Source organism: Streptosporangium sp. NPDC023615, assembly GCF_040640155.1.
Taxonomy (GTDB): domain Bacteria; phylum Actinomycetota; class Actinomycetes; order Streptosporangiales; family Streptosporangiaceae; genus Streptosporangium.
Genome location: NZ_JBFABE010000070.1, coordinates 1 through 13,515 on the forward strand (window position 1 = coordinate 1; position 13,515 = coordinate 13,515).

Genomic DNA, 13,515 nt, shown 5'->3' on the forward strand with positions numbered 1-13,515 from the left:
GGCGTCGTTGTAGGCGGTGGTGAGGTCGGCCTGGGCCTGGGCGGCGGTGGCGTCGCCCGCGTGGACGGTGCCGGTCACGGTGCCGGGTGGGAAGCCGGTGATGGCCGTGCCCGGACTCACCCCGAGGTCACCGGTGAGCACGGTCGGGCCGGTGCTGGTGACCGTGGTCCCGCCCAGGACCGCGAACGTGCCCGCCGTTCCCAGTTCCACCGGTTCCGCCGCGCTCGCGGGAGACGGTGTCGCCACCAGGGCCCCCATCGCGATGACCGCTGTCATGGCCAGGGCTCGCCAGGAAGATGCGGTATCGCGCCGCGCGAAGGTGAAGGTTCTGGTCTCCGTCATGATTCGGTTCTTTTCTTTTTGATTTTCCCGTCCAAGCGCATTGTCAAGGATGCGCCATTCATTCGGATCATACTGATGAATGGCGCCATTTCTGTCGTACGACATGCGCGCGGAACCTGCCTGTGTGTTAACCGGTACATAGGCATGGACGAGAAAATCAACGCAAGGAACCATAGAGTAGTACTTTTTGGAGTACTACCTGAATTGGGTCATTAAAGGTGTTCGCGGCCGTTCACGGCGATCTGGTACGGATGTTCGGCGAGGAGGTCCTCACCGTGAGCGTCTCCCGGTGAGCCGCCGAGGTGGGCCGCCGATCCGGTGAACCGGCGGCCCGTCGCGAGGAGGGAGGGCCCGCTAGCGGGTCGCGAGCACCCGGACGTCCAGAAGCTCGCCGAGCAGGTCGGTGAGGCTCACCATGCCGATCACCTCGCCGCCGCCGTCGGTGACGAGTCCCAGGTGGGCGCGGGCGTCCTGAAGGACGGAGACCGCGTCCGGGATCGTGGTACCCGCCTTCAGGCGGGGCACCGGGCGGGCGAGCTCGGCCGGGGTCGCCTCGGGGCGGACCAGGACGTCCCTGACGTGCACCACGCCCAGCACGTCGCCCGGACGGCCGGAGGTGACCAGCATGCGCAGGTGCCCGTCGCGCACGGCGACCTCGCGCATGTGCGCTCCGGTCGCGTCGGCGGGCACGGAGGTGGTCTCCGCCAGCGAGAGCATCAGCCGCTCGACGGGCTGCTGGTGAACCCTCAGCGCCCGGGTGAGCAGGTCGTGCTCATCGCGGTCGAGCAGGCCCATCCGGCCCGACTCCCCGACCAGCATCGCCAGCTGGACCGGGGTCCTGGTCGTGGCCAGCTCGTCCTTGGGGTGCACCCCGAACAGCCTCAGGATCTGGTTGGTCAGACCGTTGAGCGTGGCGAGCACCGGCCGGACGAGCCAGGTGAAACCTCGGAACGGCAGGGCCAGGCTCATCGCCGCCGTCTCCGGGTGGGTCAGCGCCCACGACTTGGGAGCCATCTCGCCGACCACCATGTGCAGGAAGGTGACGAGGGCCAGGGCGATCACGAGCGAGATGGGGACCTGGAGCGACTCGGGGACACCGATCGCGGCGAAGACCGGTTCCAGCAGGTGCTCGATGGCGGGCTCGGTCACCATGCCCAGCCCGAGCGAGCAGAGCGTGATGCCGAGCTGCGCCCCCGCCAGCATCAGGGAGAGTTCCCTGCCGCCGCGTACGGCGGCGCGGGCGGTGATCCGGGTCAGCCGGCCCCCCTTGCCCGCCAGTTCCTCCAGGCGGTGCCTGCGGGCCGAGATGACCGCGAACTCGGCGGCCACGAAGAAGGCGTTGCCGATCAGCAGGGCCACGCCGAGCAGCAGTGCCGCCGTGGTGCTCATCGTCCCTTCACCTCACTCCGCTCGATCATGGCCGTCTCGGGGGCGCGCCCGATCACGGGCATCTCCGGACCGCGCTCGATCATCCGTGGTGCGGGCGTCGTCGGCTCGTCGTCTCCTCCGGCGTCCGCCGCCGTTCTCCCCGCCCCGTTCCCCGGGGCGTCGGCCCCCTGCGGTACGGCCAGCGAGAGCCGTACCCACTCGGGCACCCTGCGGTGCACCGACAGGACCGTCAGCGCCGCTTCCTGCTCGTCGGCGCCGTCGTTCTCCAACGGGTCGTTCCGCAGGGTCAGCGTGACGGTCACCCGGTCGCCCGGCTCGGTCATCCGGCCCAGGGTGGCGAGCACCAGGCCCGCGACGGTGTCGTAGTCGTCGCTCTCGGGCAGCTGCAGGCCGATGGCCCGCTCGATCTCGTCGAGCCGGAGCGTCCCGGGCAGGTCCCAGGTGCCCTCCTCGCCCGCGACGACCCCGGCGGGTTCCGGGTCGTTCTCGTCGATGAGCTCGCCGACGAGCTCCTCGGCGAGGTCCTCGACGGTGACGACCCCGGCCAGGCCGCCGTACTCGTCGATGACGCACGCCAGGTCGTCGCGGGCGACGCGCATGCGCTCCAGCACGACGGGCAGCGGCAGGGAGGTGGGCACCAGGAGCGCGGAGCGGGTGATCTTCTCCAGTGCTCCGTCGGTCAGCCCCGACCTGAGCAGCTCGCGTACGCCGGTGACCCCCACCACGTCGTCGCCGTTACGGCTGCAGAGCACCGGATAGCGCGAGTGCCCGTGGGTGCGCACGGCCTCGATCAGGTCGGAGATCGGCCGCTCGTCCCTCAGCAGCACGACGCGCGGGCGGGGCACCATCACGTCCTCGGCCGTCCGGTCACCGAACTCCAGCGCGCGCTCCAGCAGCTCCGACAGCCGGGGCGGCAGGTCACCGGTCGTGGCGGAGTCGGAGATGATCCGGGACAGCTCCTCGGGGCTGGCGCCGTGCTCGATCTCCTCCACCGGCTCCACGCCGACCAGGCGCAGCAGGCCGGTGGCGGCGGAGTCGAACAGCCGGATGACCGGCCCGGCGATCCGCAGGTAGATCATCGTCGAGCGGGCGAGGAACTTCGCCACCGGCTCGGGACGGGCGATGCCGAGGTTCTTGGGGGCCAGCTCGCCCAGGACCATCTGGATGACGGTGGCGACCGCGACCGCCAGCGCCACGGCGATGCCGGGCACGGCCCCCCGGGGAACGCCGGCGGCCTCCAGCCAGGGGCGGATGACGGTGGCGATCGCGGGTTCGGCGATGAAGCCGACCAGCAGGGCGGTGACGGTGATGCCGAGCTGCGCGCCGGACAGCATGAACGAAAGGCGTCCCGTCACGGCCAGCGCCCGCTCGGCGGCCGCGTCTCCGGCGTCGGCCTGTTCGCGCAGCACACCCCGGTCGGCCGCGACGAAGGCGAACTCCTGGGCGACGAAGTAACCGGTGGCGAGGGTGAGAAGAAGTACGGCCAGCAGGCCCAAAGCCGTGTTCACCGCAGGGTGCTCCCGGCCGGTTCAGCGGGTCCCGTGCGCTCGCACGGGCAGGTACTCCACGGGTCCGCAGTGGACACGATCATCCTTTCGGGCAGAGGTAGTCCTCTACCGTAACGACGCGGGTGGGGGCTGATGTTTCCGGATCGGCCGTCGATCACAGTGTTGGTCGTCGAATACCCCTATGAGTACTTTTGCACAGGGAAACCTTGGGGACCCGGCGGCACGGGCGTGAGCCACGACGTAGCGTCGATAATGACGTTTTCACCAAAGATCGAGAAGTGGCGGGACACGACGTGGCTGACAGGCCCGAAGACGACGATCGCACACGCGCGCTGCGATCGCCCACGCCCGGGCCCGTGCCGCGGGGAGCGGCCGGGCAGCCCGCCTCTCCCTCGCGAGGCGGGTCGGCGCCGCCCCTGCAGGAGGTGACGGCGCCGCGGCGCGGGGCGCCCGCGCGCGAGGCGTCGGCCCACGAGGCGTCCGCCCGGGAGGAGGCCGCCGGGGAGGTGCCGCGCCCCCGGGGAAGCTCCCGGGTGTACGGCAAGGCCAGGTCGGGCGCCGGCCCGGTCAGGCCGCTGAAGGGGTCCCAGGCACCGCCCCCCGTCGTCTCGGCGCAGAGCCCCCGGGGAGGGGGCGGCTCGGGCGGTCCCGGCGGACCGGAAGGGCGCGGCGGCCCGCGCGGGTCCGGCTGGCGGCCCAAGCGTCCCGGCAGGCTCGCCGTACGGATCCTCGCCGGCCTGGTCGTCGTGTTGCTGGTCCTCGCCATCGGCGGATATTTCGTGATCAGCTCCCGGCTGGTCACGATCGACGCGCTCGGCGACTACGAGGGCCGCCCGGCCGACACGCCGGGCACCAACTGGCTGCTGGTGGGCTCCGACAGCCGGGCGGGCCTGACCGCGGCCCAGCGCAAGAAGCTCGCCACCGGTAAGGCGGTGGGCCGCCGCACGGACACGATGATGCTGCTGCACATCCCCGACGGCGACGGCCGCCCGACCCTGGTCAGCCTCCCCCGGGACTCCTACGTGCCGATCGACGGCCACGGCAGCAACAAGCTCAACGCGGCCTACGCCTTCCGCGACGGCGGCCCCAAGCTGCTCGCCAGGACCGTGGAGAAGGTCACCGGCCTGCGGCTCGACCACTACATGGAGATCGGCTTCGGAGGCTTCGTCGGCATCGTCGACGCCATCGGCGGGGTGGAGATCGACGTCAAGCAGAACATCAAGGACCCCAAGGCCGGGATCGACCTGAAGAAGGGCCGGCAGGTCATGGACGGCGGAACGGCCCTCGGCTACGTCCGCACCCGCGCCACGGGCGGCCTTCCCGACCTGGACCGGACCCAGCGCCAGCGCCAGTTCTTCTCGGCGGTGGTGAAGAAGGCCGCCAGCCCGGGCGTCCTGATCAACCCCTTCACGTCCGTCCCGCTCGCGCTGAGCGCCGCCGACTCGGTGTCCGTGGGTGAGGGGACCGGGGTCTTCGACCTGCTCTCCCTGGGTCTCTCCATGGGGGACAACCCGGTCACCACGGTCGTCCCGGTCGGGTCCCTGGCCAACGTCGACGGCCAGGACGTCATCAGGTGGGACCGGGAGAAGGCCCTGCGCATGTTCGAGGCACTGGCCCAGGACAAGGCCGTCCCCAAGGACGTCCTTCCCAGGTAGGCCTCCCGCCGGGGCGGGCGGGCCCCGGCGGGAGCCGGTCTCAGCTCGTGGTGGTGATCACCGTGGAGGCGATCACGGCCGTCATCACCGCGGCGTTGACGGCGGCGATGGTGTCGGAGACCGCCTTGCCGGCCCACCCGCCCTCGATGATCTCCTTGATCCGCTCCTTGCTCGCGTCCGGGAACGCCTTACGGTCGATCCTGGCCGCGTGCAGGACCGAGATCAGCACCGTGACCCGCTCGTCCGGGACGGCGCCCGACAGCACGTTCCGCACCCGCTCGCGGATCTCCAGCTCGACCCGCGGGTCACGCTCGGGATAGCGGTTGCTCGGGAAGATCCCCAGTGTCCTGCGCCGTTCCTCGTCCAGCACGCCTTGTTCCGCCAGGCGCGTCAGCAGCCGCTTGCGGAGCTTGCCGGTCTGGAGCCGCTGCACCCACCACTCGGGCTTGCGCGCCTTGGTCTCCGCGGCCATCCGTGCCAGCGGCGCGTCCAGCTCCTCGTCACCCAGGGGCGTCGCGTCGCGGACGACGAGCCTCTTGTCGGTGAGGTCGATCCGGCCCGCGACGGCGAGCTCACCCAGCAGGGCGCCGCCGATGGCGGCGTCCAGTTCCGTGGAGCCGATGAGCTGCTTGCCGTCCTTCTCGCCGTACGCGAGCAGAAGGACTTCCTCTGCGATCGTCGTCATGGCCCCGACACTACGTCGCGGGTCCGCCGCGGGCGTAAGCACTCCGTAAGCGATGGGCGCCCCCGCCGGCGATAGCGTCGGGCCGAGGCCGCGGGAACGCCCTTGACCTCCTTTCCCGGGGCCGAGGCCAGGGGGTCTCGAACGCTGGAGGCATGGATGAGAGTCAAGAGGTTGCTCCGGCACCCCGTCACGTGGGGCGTGCTGGCGATCGGCGCGGTGGCGGTCGGCGTCGCCCTGTACCTGTTCCAGCCCTGGCGGGTGTTCACCGTGGTCGAGGTGAACGAGGCACTGCCGGTCACGGGCGCGTCCTCCGCGCCGGCGACCTCACCCGGCGGCGGTACGGGTGACGGCACGGGCGGCGAGGACGGCGGCACGGCCGGCGAGGACGGCGGGACAGGCGGCGAGGACGGCGGCACGGCCGGCGAGGACGGCGGGACGGGCGGTCCCACCGGGCGGACGAAGCCCGCCGAGGTGTCCACCCGGCCGAAGAGCCTGGCCGGGGGCACGTTCGTCTCCCACGAGCACGAGACCACCGGAAAGGCGGAGGTGCTGGAGCTGGCGGACGGGAGCCGGATCCTGCGGATCGAGGACCTGAACACCTCCGACGGTCCCGACCTGAGGGTCTGGCTGAGCGACCAGCCCGTCAAGCGGGGCAGGGCCGGCTGGTTCAACCTGGACGACGGCAGGCACCTGGAACTGGGCGACCTGAAGGGGAACCGGGGTGACGCCAACTACGCCATCCCGGCCGGGGCCGACCTCGACGGCCTGGAGACCGTGACGATCTGGTGCAAGCGCTTCAGCGTCTCCTTCGGCGCCGCCGCCCTGAGGTGACCCGGCGGGCGGTCCCCCCGCACCGCCCCGGGCCCCTCTCCGACCCCTCTCCGGCACCGTCCCGGCAAGGGCGCGCACCCGCCTGGCACAATGCCCGGACTATGAGCGTTTCCGAGGAACTGCATGTCATCGGCCGCCCGCTCGTCGAGGCACAGCTGACCCATCCGACGGTGGCGGGCATCGCGCGGGGAGACCTGCCGGAGCAGGTGTTCCGGTCCTGGCTGGAGCAGGACTACCTCTTCCTGCTCGACTACGTCCGCGTCTTCTCGCGGCTGGCGTGGCAGGCTCCCGACGGGCATCTGGGCGACCTCGTGGACCTGGCCCACGCCACCTTCCACGAGGAGCTGAACCTGCACCGGTCCCTGTCGGCCGGATTCGGCGCGGACCTCGACGGGGCGGTGAAGGGGCCGGCCTGCGCGGCCTACACCGCCTTCCTGCTCGACTCCGCCGCGGTCTACGCCGACGGCCTGGCCGCGCTCTACCCCTGCATGTGGGGCTACTCCACGCTCGGCGGGATGCTGGCCGAGAACCCGCCGCGGGAGCCGCGCTACCGGGCCTGGGTCGACACCTACGCCCACCCGGGCTTCGCCGAGCTGACCGGGCGGATCGCGGTGATGATCGACGAGGCGGCACCGGACCCGGACCGGGCACGGCGGCTGTTCACCGAGGGAATGGCCCACGAACTGGCCTTCTGGGACGTGCCCTGACCTCGCGCCGCGAATCCCCCTCCGGAGCCGCGCCCGGGCGACGCCGGGCGGACGGCCGTGCCCGTCCGCCCCGGCCTGCGTCACGGGGTGATCGGCCGTACCCGCCCGTACTCGCCCGTACCGGCCCGTGCCGCCGGACGGCCGGTCGTTTCCGGTCGGCGTGAACTGTGTCGCCGAACGGTCGCTCATGTCCGCCCTTCCCGACATCGCATGGACCGGCCGTCCGGTGATAGGTCGTACCGGTCCGTCCCGTCATCGGGGGAGATCGAGGGTCCGGATGAGGGCGTCCGAGTGGCTTTGCACCCCGTTCACCTGAGGAGTTGAAACAATGGGGGCATGAGTGTTCCTGAGGTAGAGGTGCGGGCCGTGCCGGATGACGCGTTCCTGCTCGACGTGCGCGAGAACGACGAGTGGCGTGCCGGGCACGCGCCGGGAGCCGTTCACATCCCGATGGGTGAGCTGCAGTCCCGGGTCGGCGAGGTGCCCAAGGACGCCCCCGTGTACGTGGTCTGCCGGGTCGGGGGCCGTTCGGCGAGCGCCGCCGCCTGGCTCAACCACGGGGGCTGGAACGCGATCAACGTCGGCGGGGGCATGCAGTCCTGGGACCTCGCCGGACGCCCGATGGTGGCCGACGGCGGCCGGGACCCGTTCGTCGCCTGAGCCGCGGGCCGCGCCGCGCGAGCCGGGCGGGCCCGCCCTCGTCTTGACCCCGGCGCTGGCTGAATCCGGGCGGATGGTGCATCATGATGGGCGCGAGCTGGGGTGATCCCGGCTTCGCGTACCACCCGACGCGGGAGCTTGGGGCAACCAGGCTGAGAGGGCAGCTACAGCTGCTGCCGACCGCATGAACCTGTCCGGGTAATGCCGGCGTAGGGAGCATGTGATGGCGTCTGCCGCCGTTGACTCCGCGAGTTCCGCGAATCCGGGGGCGGCCGAGGCCCCCCTCACCCTCGACGAGGCTCCTCCCCGGGCGCTCGGCGTCCTCGACCAGGGCGCGCTCTGGGCCAACCTGGGTGTCAGCCTGCTCGGCTTCTCCGGCGCGGTGGCGCTGATCAACCCCCTCGGCGACCGGCCGCTGAGCCTCGCGGCCGCGATCCTGGCCGCGGTGGTCGGCAGCCTCGTCGGCACCGCGATGGTAGGCCTGGCCGCCATCCCCGGGCAGCGGACCGGCGCTCCGGCGATGGTGCTGCTGCGCGGGCTGTTCGGGGCCAGGCTGTCCTACCTGCCGACCGTGCTGAACATCGTCCAGATGGTCGGCTGGGGTGCCTTCGAGCTCTGGGTCATCGCCCAGGGCGCTCAGGCCATCGCCGGATCCTTCGGGTTCGAGGTGCCCTACCCGGTCTGGGTGGTCGTCGCCGGCGTGATCACCACCGCGCTGACCATCCGGCCGCTGGGAGCGGTCCGCCTGCTGCGCAGGTACGTCACCGTCGCCGTGGTGATCTCGATGGTCTGGTTCCTGGTCGCCCTGTTCCAGCGCGGCCCGGCGATCGGCGGCGACTCGTGGGAGGCGTTCGCCCCCTCGGTCGACTACGTGATCGCGCTGTCGATCTCCTGGGTGCCGGTCGCGGCGGATTTCGCCCGGTTCTCCCGTTCGGGCAGGGCCTCCTTCACCGGCGTCGTCGGCGGCTACACGATCGCCCAGGTGGCCTGCCTGGTGCTGGGCATCGCGGCGCTCGCGCTGGTGGGCAACGACCCGGCCAGGATCTGGGAGCCCTTCGTGGCCGTGGCGCTCGGCCCGCTGTTCCTCGGCGTCCTGGTGCTGCGCGAGACCGACCAGTCGTTCGTGAACGTCTACTCCACCGCGACCTCGTTGCAGAACCTGCTGCCCCGGCTGGACCGCAGGGTCATCTCGGTCGTGATCGGCGCGCTGGTCACGCTGCTCGCGATCTTCGTCGAGGCGGACAAGTACACCGGTTTCCTCGGCATCATCGGGGCGGTCTTCGTCCCGATGTTCGCGGTGCTCGTGGTCGACTACTTCCTTCTCGGCGGCGCCGCGAACTGGGACACCTCCGCCACCGCGCCCTCGCGCGGCCTCATGATCGTCCCCTGGGTGCTCGGCTTCGTGGCCTGGTGGATGCTCACCGCCCTGCCGACCGCCCCCGAGCTGGCATGGTGGACCTCGTTCTGGAACGGTGCCCGCGACCTGGTCGGGTTCACCCGGCAGCCGTGGATGAGCGCGGCCGTCGGCGCGTTCCTGGTCGCCGCCCTGGTCACCCTGGCCCTCGGCGCGCTCCGGCGTCGCTTCGGCGGGTCGGGCGAGGGCTGAGACGGGTCGGACGGGGGCTGAGACGGGTCGGGCGAGGACCTACGGGAGGCCGGACCCGCGGGAGGCGCCGGTGGACTCGATGTGCAGCAGCCGTTCCTTGGCGGCCGGGCCACCGGCGTACCCCCCGAGCACTCCCTCGCTCTCGACCACCCGGTGGCACGGCACGATGACGCAGACCGGGTTGCTGCCCAGCGCGTTGCCCACCGCGCGCAGCGCCCGGGGCCTGCCGATCCGCTCGGCGATCTCGCGGTAGGTGGTCACCGTCCCGTACGGCACCGCGAGCATCATCTGCAGCACGGTCCTGGAGAACTGGGTGGCCAGGCGCAGGTCGACCGGTGTGGTGAAGGCGCGGAGCCGGGCGGAGAAGTAGGCGTCCAGCTCCCGGCGGACCGGGTCGAGGCGGCGGGCGTCCGGTCCGATGAAGGTGCCGACCTCCCGGCTGATCCGCTCGAAGATCACGTTCTCGTCCTCGTAGCTGCAGGCCACCACACCCCGGGCCGTCACGGCCAGGGTCAGCCGCCCCAGCGGGCCGTCGAGCGTGCCGAACGCGATGTCGGGGTGACTCGTCCCGACGTAGTCGGGCGAGGTCACCCGTAGCAATGCATCGATGTCGCCGGATGACATGGCCCCACCCTTTCGTGTTCAGGTGTGTGGTGACCGCAGAGTATCGGACGGATCGCCCGGCCACCGGCAACACGTGCGGGCCGAAAGTGCCAAGATCAGACCGGCCGGGACGGCACTATGGGTGTGTGGTGGACTACAGGGCCGGTATCGAAGGGGGCATCGGCCGCGAGGTCGTGGCCGCCGCGCCCAACGCGATCGTCGCCATCGACCGCGAGCAGACGGTCCTGGCGTGGAACCCCGCGGCCGAGCGGCTGTTCGGCTGGCCGTCCGCGGAGATGATCGGCCGCAGGGCGCCGGTGGTGCCCGAGGAGCTGACCGCCGAGCACAACGCGGTCCTGGAGAAGGTGCGGACCGGCGGACAGGTGTCGCTGCGGACCAAGCGGTTCCGCCGCGACGGCAGCCTGATCGACGTGCGGGTCGACACCGGCGCGCTCCACGCGCCGGACGGCACCCTCGTCGGGTACGTCAGCGTCTACCACCTGGCCCAGGACGACGAGAGCGCCGACGACCGCAACGCGCGCCGCGGCCGGCTGGTGCGCAGGCTCACCGACGTGGTCGCCGACATCAACGCCGAGCTGGAGCTGCCCGCGGTGCTCGACCGGATCGCGGCCAGCCTCGCGGAGCTGACCGGGGCCGACGCCGGCGGGTTCGTGCTCATCGAGGGCGACCGGCTCCGCCTGGTGGCCCGGCACAACCTGCCCGACTCGCTGCGCGACTCCACCGCCGACCTGCGCACCAGCCTGGTCGGCAGGCTGCTGCGCGAGGGCAGGACCGTCATGCTGGAGACCGGTGACCAGGGCCGGCTGGACGAGCTGATCTGGTCGCACCTGCCCGGCCTGCACACCATCGCGCTCGGGCTCGCCTCCATGGGCGGGCGGCCGTACGGCGCGCTGTACGCGCTGTTCGCCAAGCGCAAGGCCGGCCACCTGGAGCTGGAGCTGCTGGAGCTGCTGGCCGGTCACGCGGGCATCGCCGTGGGCAACGCCATGGCCTACCAGGAGGCCCTGCGGCAGCGCGCCCACGAACGGGCGGTCTTCGACGCCAGCGCCGACGGCATCGCGGTCCTCGACGACCTGGGACGGGTCGTCCGGTGGAACCCGGCCGCGAGCGAGCTGACCGGCTTCCACGCCGCCGAGGTCATCGGCGGCCCGCCACCGTTCCGGCTGCCCGCGCCGGGGGAGAAGCTCACCCTCCAGCTCCCCTCGGGCACCTGGCTGGACGTGCTCTGCGCGGAGATCGTGGAGACGGGCGAGATCGTGCTCGACTTCCGCGACGTCACCCGCGCGAAGGAACTGGAGGAGGCCAAGGACCTCTTCCTGGCCACCACCAGCCACGAACTGCGTACCCCGATCACCGTGGTCCGGGGTTTCGCCGGCACGCTCGACGCGCGCTGGGACGACATGACCGACGGCGAGCGACGCTCCGCGGTGCACACCATCGCCGAGCGGGCCCGTTCCCTCGGTCAGCTCATGGACCACCTGCTGCTGGGCGCGCGGGCCGGCGCGGGCGAGCTCACCCTGCGGATCGAGAGCTTCGACCTGGCCGCGTCGGTGCGGGCGGCCACGCTGGGGCTGCCGGGCCTTTCCGACCTGCACCGGGTGGAGGTCGACGTCCCCGACGACCTGCCCGCGGTCTCCGGGGACCCGCTGGCCACCGACATCCTGCTGGGCCAGCTCCTTGAGAACGCCTTCAAGTACTCCCCGGACGGCGGCCTGATCAGGGTCCAGGCCTGGAGGGAGGGCGGATGCGTGGTGCTGGTGGTGGACGACGAGGGCGTGGGCATCGCGCACGCCAGCCGGGAACGGGTCTTCGAGCGTTTCGTCCAGGCCGACAGCGGCGACCGCCGCAGGTTCGGCGGGGTGGGCCTCGGGCTGTACATCGTGCGAAGCCTGGCGCGGGCCCAGGGAGGGGAGGTCTCCGCCCATTCGCGGCCCTCCGGAGGAACCCGGATGAGGCTCGCACTGCGCATCGCCGACACGCCCGGCGCCCATACCTGATCGACACGCCGAAGCGGTAACGAGACCGTAACGGATGTGCTGATCTATTGTCGAATGTGCACAAGCTGTAGTTGACACTCGGTTTCCATGGCTGCGTAACGGGGCATTTCGGTCGTACTGGGGTGAGTTCCTCAGGGGGGATCAGGGATACGGGGAGGTGAGTGCGTCGAGCGTCGTGTTGTTGCCGTATGCACCGTCCAGCGTCGCTGTCGCACGCCAACGCCTCTGCTCTGACCTGCAGGAACGGGGTGTGTACGAGGCCGCTGTGGAGGACGCGGTACTCGTCGTCAGCGAACTGCTGAGCAATGCGCTGCGTCACGCGCACCCGTTGCCGTCGGGGCAGATCAGGGTGTCTTGGGAATGGAACGAGGAACACGTCGAGGTCGCGGTGAGTGACGGCGGCGCGGCCACCGAACCGAGGGCCGGACGCCCGACGCTCTCCTCCCTGGGGGGACGGGGCCTCGGAATCGTCGAGTATCTGGCCTCCACATGGGGGGTCAGGCACGAGGGGGACGTGACCACGGTGTGGGCGGTGGTCACGGTGGTCGACACGGCCGGTAACGGACGGGTCCCCACCCCCGAGCCCGCGCTCAGGGAGTGCGGCTGACCCCCTCACCCGATCCGCCCGCGCGGTCTCCGTCCCGTCCCACCTGTCATGGGACGGGACGGAACCCCCACCCGGCCCTCCGGACGGACCGCGGCGTCCCCGCCGCGCCGGCGGCTCAGCCCCGCCGGTCACTCGGCCCGCGGTGGCCGCTCAGCCCGCGGCGGGCACGGGACGGTACAGCACCGCCCGCTCCCCGGCGGTCCAGGCCGTGCTGACCAGCAGGTAGACGCCGGCCGCGAGCGGAAGCACCGCCGCGACCAGGACGGTCCCGTACGGCAGCAGCGGCATCACCCGGCGCAGCGCCGCGGGCCGGACGTCCGGGCTCATCGTGCGCCGTATCCGCCGCGAGGTGACCCACGCCACCGCCAGGAGCAGCAGGAAGAGCCCGGCGAAGACCAGGGTCGGGCCGCCGAGCAGGCCGAATCCGGCCACCGTACCGGCGAACTGCTGTCCGAGCGGCACCCCGAGGAGACCGTGGGTCAGCAGCGCGTTGGCGTGCCCGGCGATCGCCGAGGAGGCGAAGACCTGGTAGGCGACCATCAGGAAGGGCGCCTGCGCCAGGGACGGCAGGCAGCCCGCCAGCGGCGAGGTCCCCTCCTTGGCGTACAGGGCGGCCAGCTCCTTCCGGAGCCGCTCGGGGTCGCGCCCATGGCGTTTCCTGAGCCGCTCCACCTGCGGCGCGAGGCGGGTCCGGGCCCGTTCCCCCCTCGCCTGCATGACGCTCAGCGGCAGCAGCAGAAGGCGGACGAGGACGGTGAACACGACGATCGCCGCCGCGGTGGAGCCCAGCGGCTCGGCGAGTGCGGCGATCAGACCGGCGGTGAGGCCGAGAACGGGGTCGAACATGACGGGGCCCTTCTGAGCGGGATGGAGACGGCACAGAAGGCGCCCGCGAACCACGGGG

General features: G+C 71.7%; 13 protein-coding genes and 1 riboswitch. Of the genes, 7 read left to right on the forward strand and 6 right to left on the reverse strand.

From position 1 onward, the window contains the following. From AB0G16_RS32215 to AB0G16_RS32225, 3 genes are all read right to left on the reverse strand, one after another. Positions 1-342, reverse strand: a 342-nt coding sequence (locus tag AB0G16_RS32215) for an ice-binding family protein (RefSeq protein WP_362813635.1), incomplete at its 3' end; no start/stop codon positions are given. Positions 343-696: 354 nt separating this feature from the next. After that, a complete protein-coding gene (locus AB0G16_RS32220; protein ID WP_362813638.1) occupies positions 697-1,731 on the reverse strand; it encodes a hemolysin family protein in 1,035 nt (344 codons plus the stop codon). Beyond that, a complete protein-coding gene (locus AB0G16_RS32225; protein ID WP_362813641.1) occupies positions 1,728-3,239 on the reverse strand; it encodes a hemolysin family protein in 1,512 nt (503 codons plus the stop codon). The genes AB0G16_RS32220 and AB0G16_RS32225 overlap by 4 nt, the downstream gene beginning before the upstream one ends. 425 nt (positions 3,240-3,664) lie before the next feature. On the opposite strand from AB0G16_RS32225, the gene AB0G16_RS32230 reads away from it, so the two are divergent. After that, positions 3,665-4,894, forward strand: a complete 1,230-nt coding sequence (locus AB0G16_RS32230; protein WP_362813644.1) for an LCP family protein — start codon at positions 3,665-3,667, stop codon at positions 4,892-4,894. A gap of 40 nt (positions 4,895-4,934) precedes the next feature. On the opposite strand, the gene AB0G16_RS32235 is transcribed toward AB0G16_RS32230, so the two are convergent. Next, on the reverse strand, positions 4,935-5,579 hold the full coding sequence (locus tag AB0G16_RS32235) for a GPP34 family phosphoprotein (protein ID WP_362813647.1): 645 nt from the start codon (positions 5,577-5,579) through the stop codon (positions 4,935-4,937). A 156-nt stretch (positions 5,580-5,735) separates the two neighbouring features. Here AB0G16_RS32235 and AB0G16_RS32240 point away from each other — a divergent pair, with 156 nt between their 5' ends. The 4 genes from AB0G16_RS32240 (at position 5,736) to AB0G16_RS32255 (ending at position 9,383) form a co-directional block, all read left to right on the forward strand. Next, on the forward strand, positions 5,736-6,410 hold the full coding sequence (locus AB0G16_RS32240; RefSeq protein WP_362813650.1) for a DM13 domain-containing protein: 675 nt from the start codon (positions 5,736-5,738) through the stop codon (positions 6,408-6,410). A gap of 101 nt (positions 6,411-6,511) precedes the next feature. Beyond that, positions 6,512-7,117, forward strand: coding sequence for a TenA family protein (locus tag AB0G16_RS32245; protein WP_362813653.1), 606 nt, complete (start codon positions 6,512-6,514; stop codon positions 7,115-7,117). Positions 7,118-7,453: 336 nt separating this feature from the next. Beyond that, a complete protein-coding gene (locus AB0G16_RS32250; protein ID WP_362813657.1) occupies positions 7,454-7,777 on the forward strand; it encodes a rhodanese-like domain-containing protein in 324 nt (107 codons plus the stop codon). 120 nt (positions 7,778-7,897) lie between these two features. Next, positions 7,898-8,010: riboswitch (TPP riboswitch) on the forward strand. Further along, a complete protein-coding gene (locus tag AB0G16_RS32255) occupies positions 8,001-9,383 on the forward strand; it encodes a cytosine permease (RefSeq protein ID WP_362813659.1) in 1,383 nt (460 codons plus the stop codon). (Overlaps the previous riboswitch by 10 nt.) 39 nt (positions 9,384-9,422) lie before the next feature. Here AB0G16_RS32255 and AB0G16_RS32260 read toward each other — a convergent pair whose 3' ends face one another. Then, positions 9,423-10,007 carry a methylated-DNA--[protein]-cysteine S-methyltransferase gene (locus AB0G16_RS32260; RefSeq protein ID WP_362813662.1) on the reverse strand — a complete coding sequence of 195 codons (585 nt, stop codon included), beginning with the start codon at positions 10,005-10,007 and terminating at the stop codon, positions 9,423-9,425. Positions 10,008-10,132: 125 nt separating this feature from the next. Between AB0G16_RS32260 and AB0G16_RS32265 the strand changes: the two genes are divergently transcribed. Continuing rightward, complete coding sequence (locus AB0G16_RS32265) at positions 10,133-12,004, forward strand: PAS domain S-box protein (protein ID WP_362813665.1); 1,872 nt, start codon at positions 10,133-10,135, stop codon at positions 12,002-12,004. Positions 12,005-12,179: 175 nt separating this feature from the next. Then, on the forward strand, positions 12,180-12,611 hold the full coding sequence (locus tag AB0G16_RS32270) for an ATP-binding protein (RefSeq protein WP_362813745.1): 432 nt from the start codon (positions 12,180-12,182) through the stop codon (positions 12,609-12,611). A 150-nt stretch (positions 12,612-12,761) separates the two neighbouring features. Here AB0G16_RS32270 and yidC read toward each other — a convergent pair whose 3' ends face one another. Then, complete coding sequence (yidC, locus tag AB0G16_RS32275) at positions 12,762-13,457, reverse strand: membrane protein insertase YidC (protein WP_362813667.1); 696 nt, start codon at positions 13,455-13,457, stop codon at positions 12,762-12,764. Positions 13,458-13,515: the final 58 nt, after the last annotated feature.

Coding starts and splice junctions, on each gene's coding strand:
- AB0G16_RS32220 (WP_362813638.1), bottom strand. CDS start 1,731: ATGAGCACCACGGCGGCACTGCTGCTCGGCGTGGCCCTGCTGATCGGC.
- AB0G16_RS32235 (WP_362813647.1), bottom strand. CDS start 5,579: ATGACGACGATCGCAGAGGAAGTCCTTCTGCTCGCGTACGGCGAGAAG.
- AB0G16_RS32240 (WP_362813650.1), top strand. CDS start 5,736: ATGAGAGTCAAGAGGTTGCTCCGGCACCCCGTCACGTGGGGCGTGCTG.
- AB0G16_RS32245 (WP_362813653.1), top strand. CDS start 6,512: ATGAGCGTTTCCGAGGAACTGCATGTCATCGGCCGCCCGCTCGTCGAG.
- AB0G16_RS32250 (WP_362813657.1), top strand. CDS start 7,454: ATGAGTGTTCCTGAGGTAGAGGTGCGGGCCGTGCCGGATGACGCGTTC.
- AB0G16_RS32255 (WP_362813659.1), top strand. CDS start 8,001: ATGGCGTCTGCCGCCGTTGACTCCGCGAGTTCCGCGAATCCGGGGGCG.
- AB0G16_RS32260 (WP_362813662.1), bottom strand. CDS start 10,007: ATGTCATCCGGCGACATCGATGCATTGCTACGGGTGACCTCGCCCGAC.
- yidC (WP_362813667.1), bottom strand. CDS start 13,457: ATGTTCGACCCCGTTCTCGGCCTCACCGCCGGTCTGATCGCCGCACTC.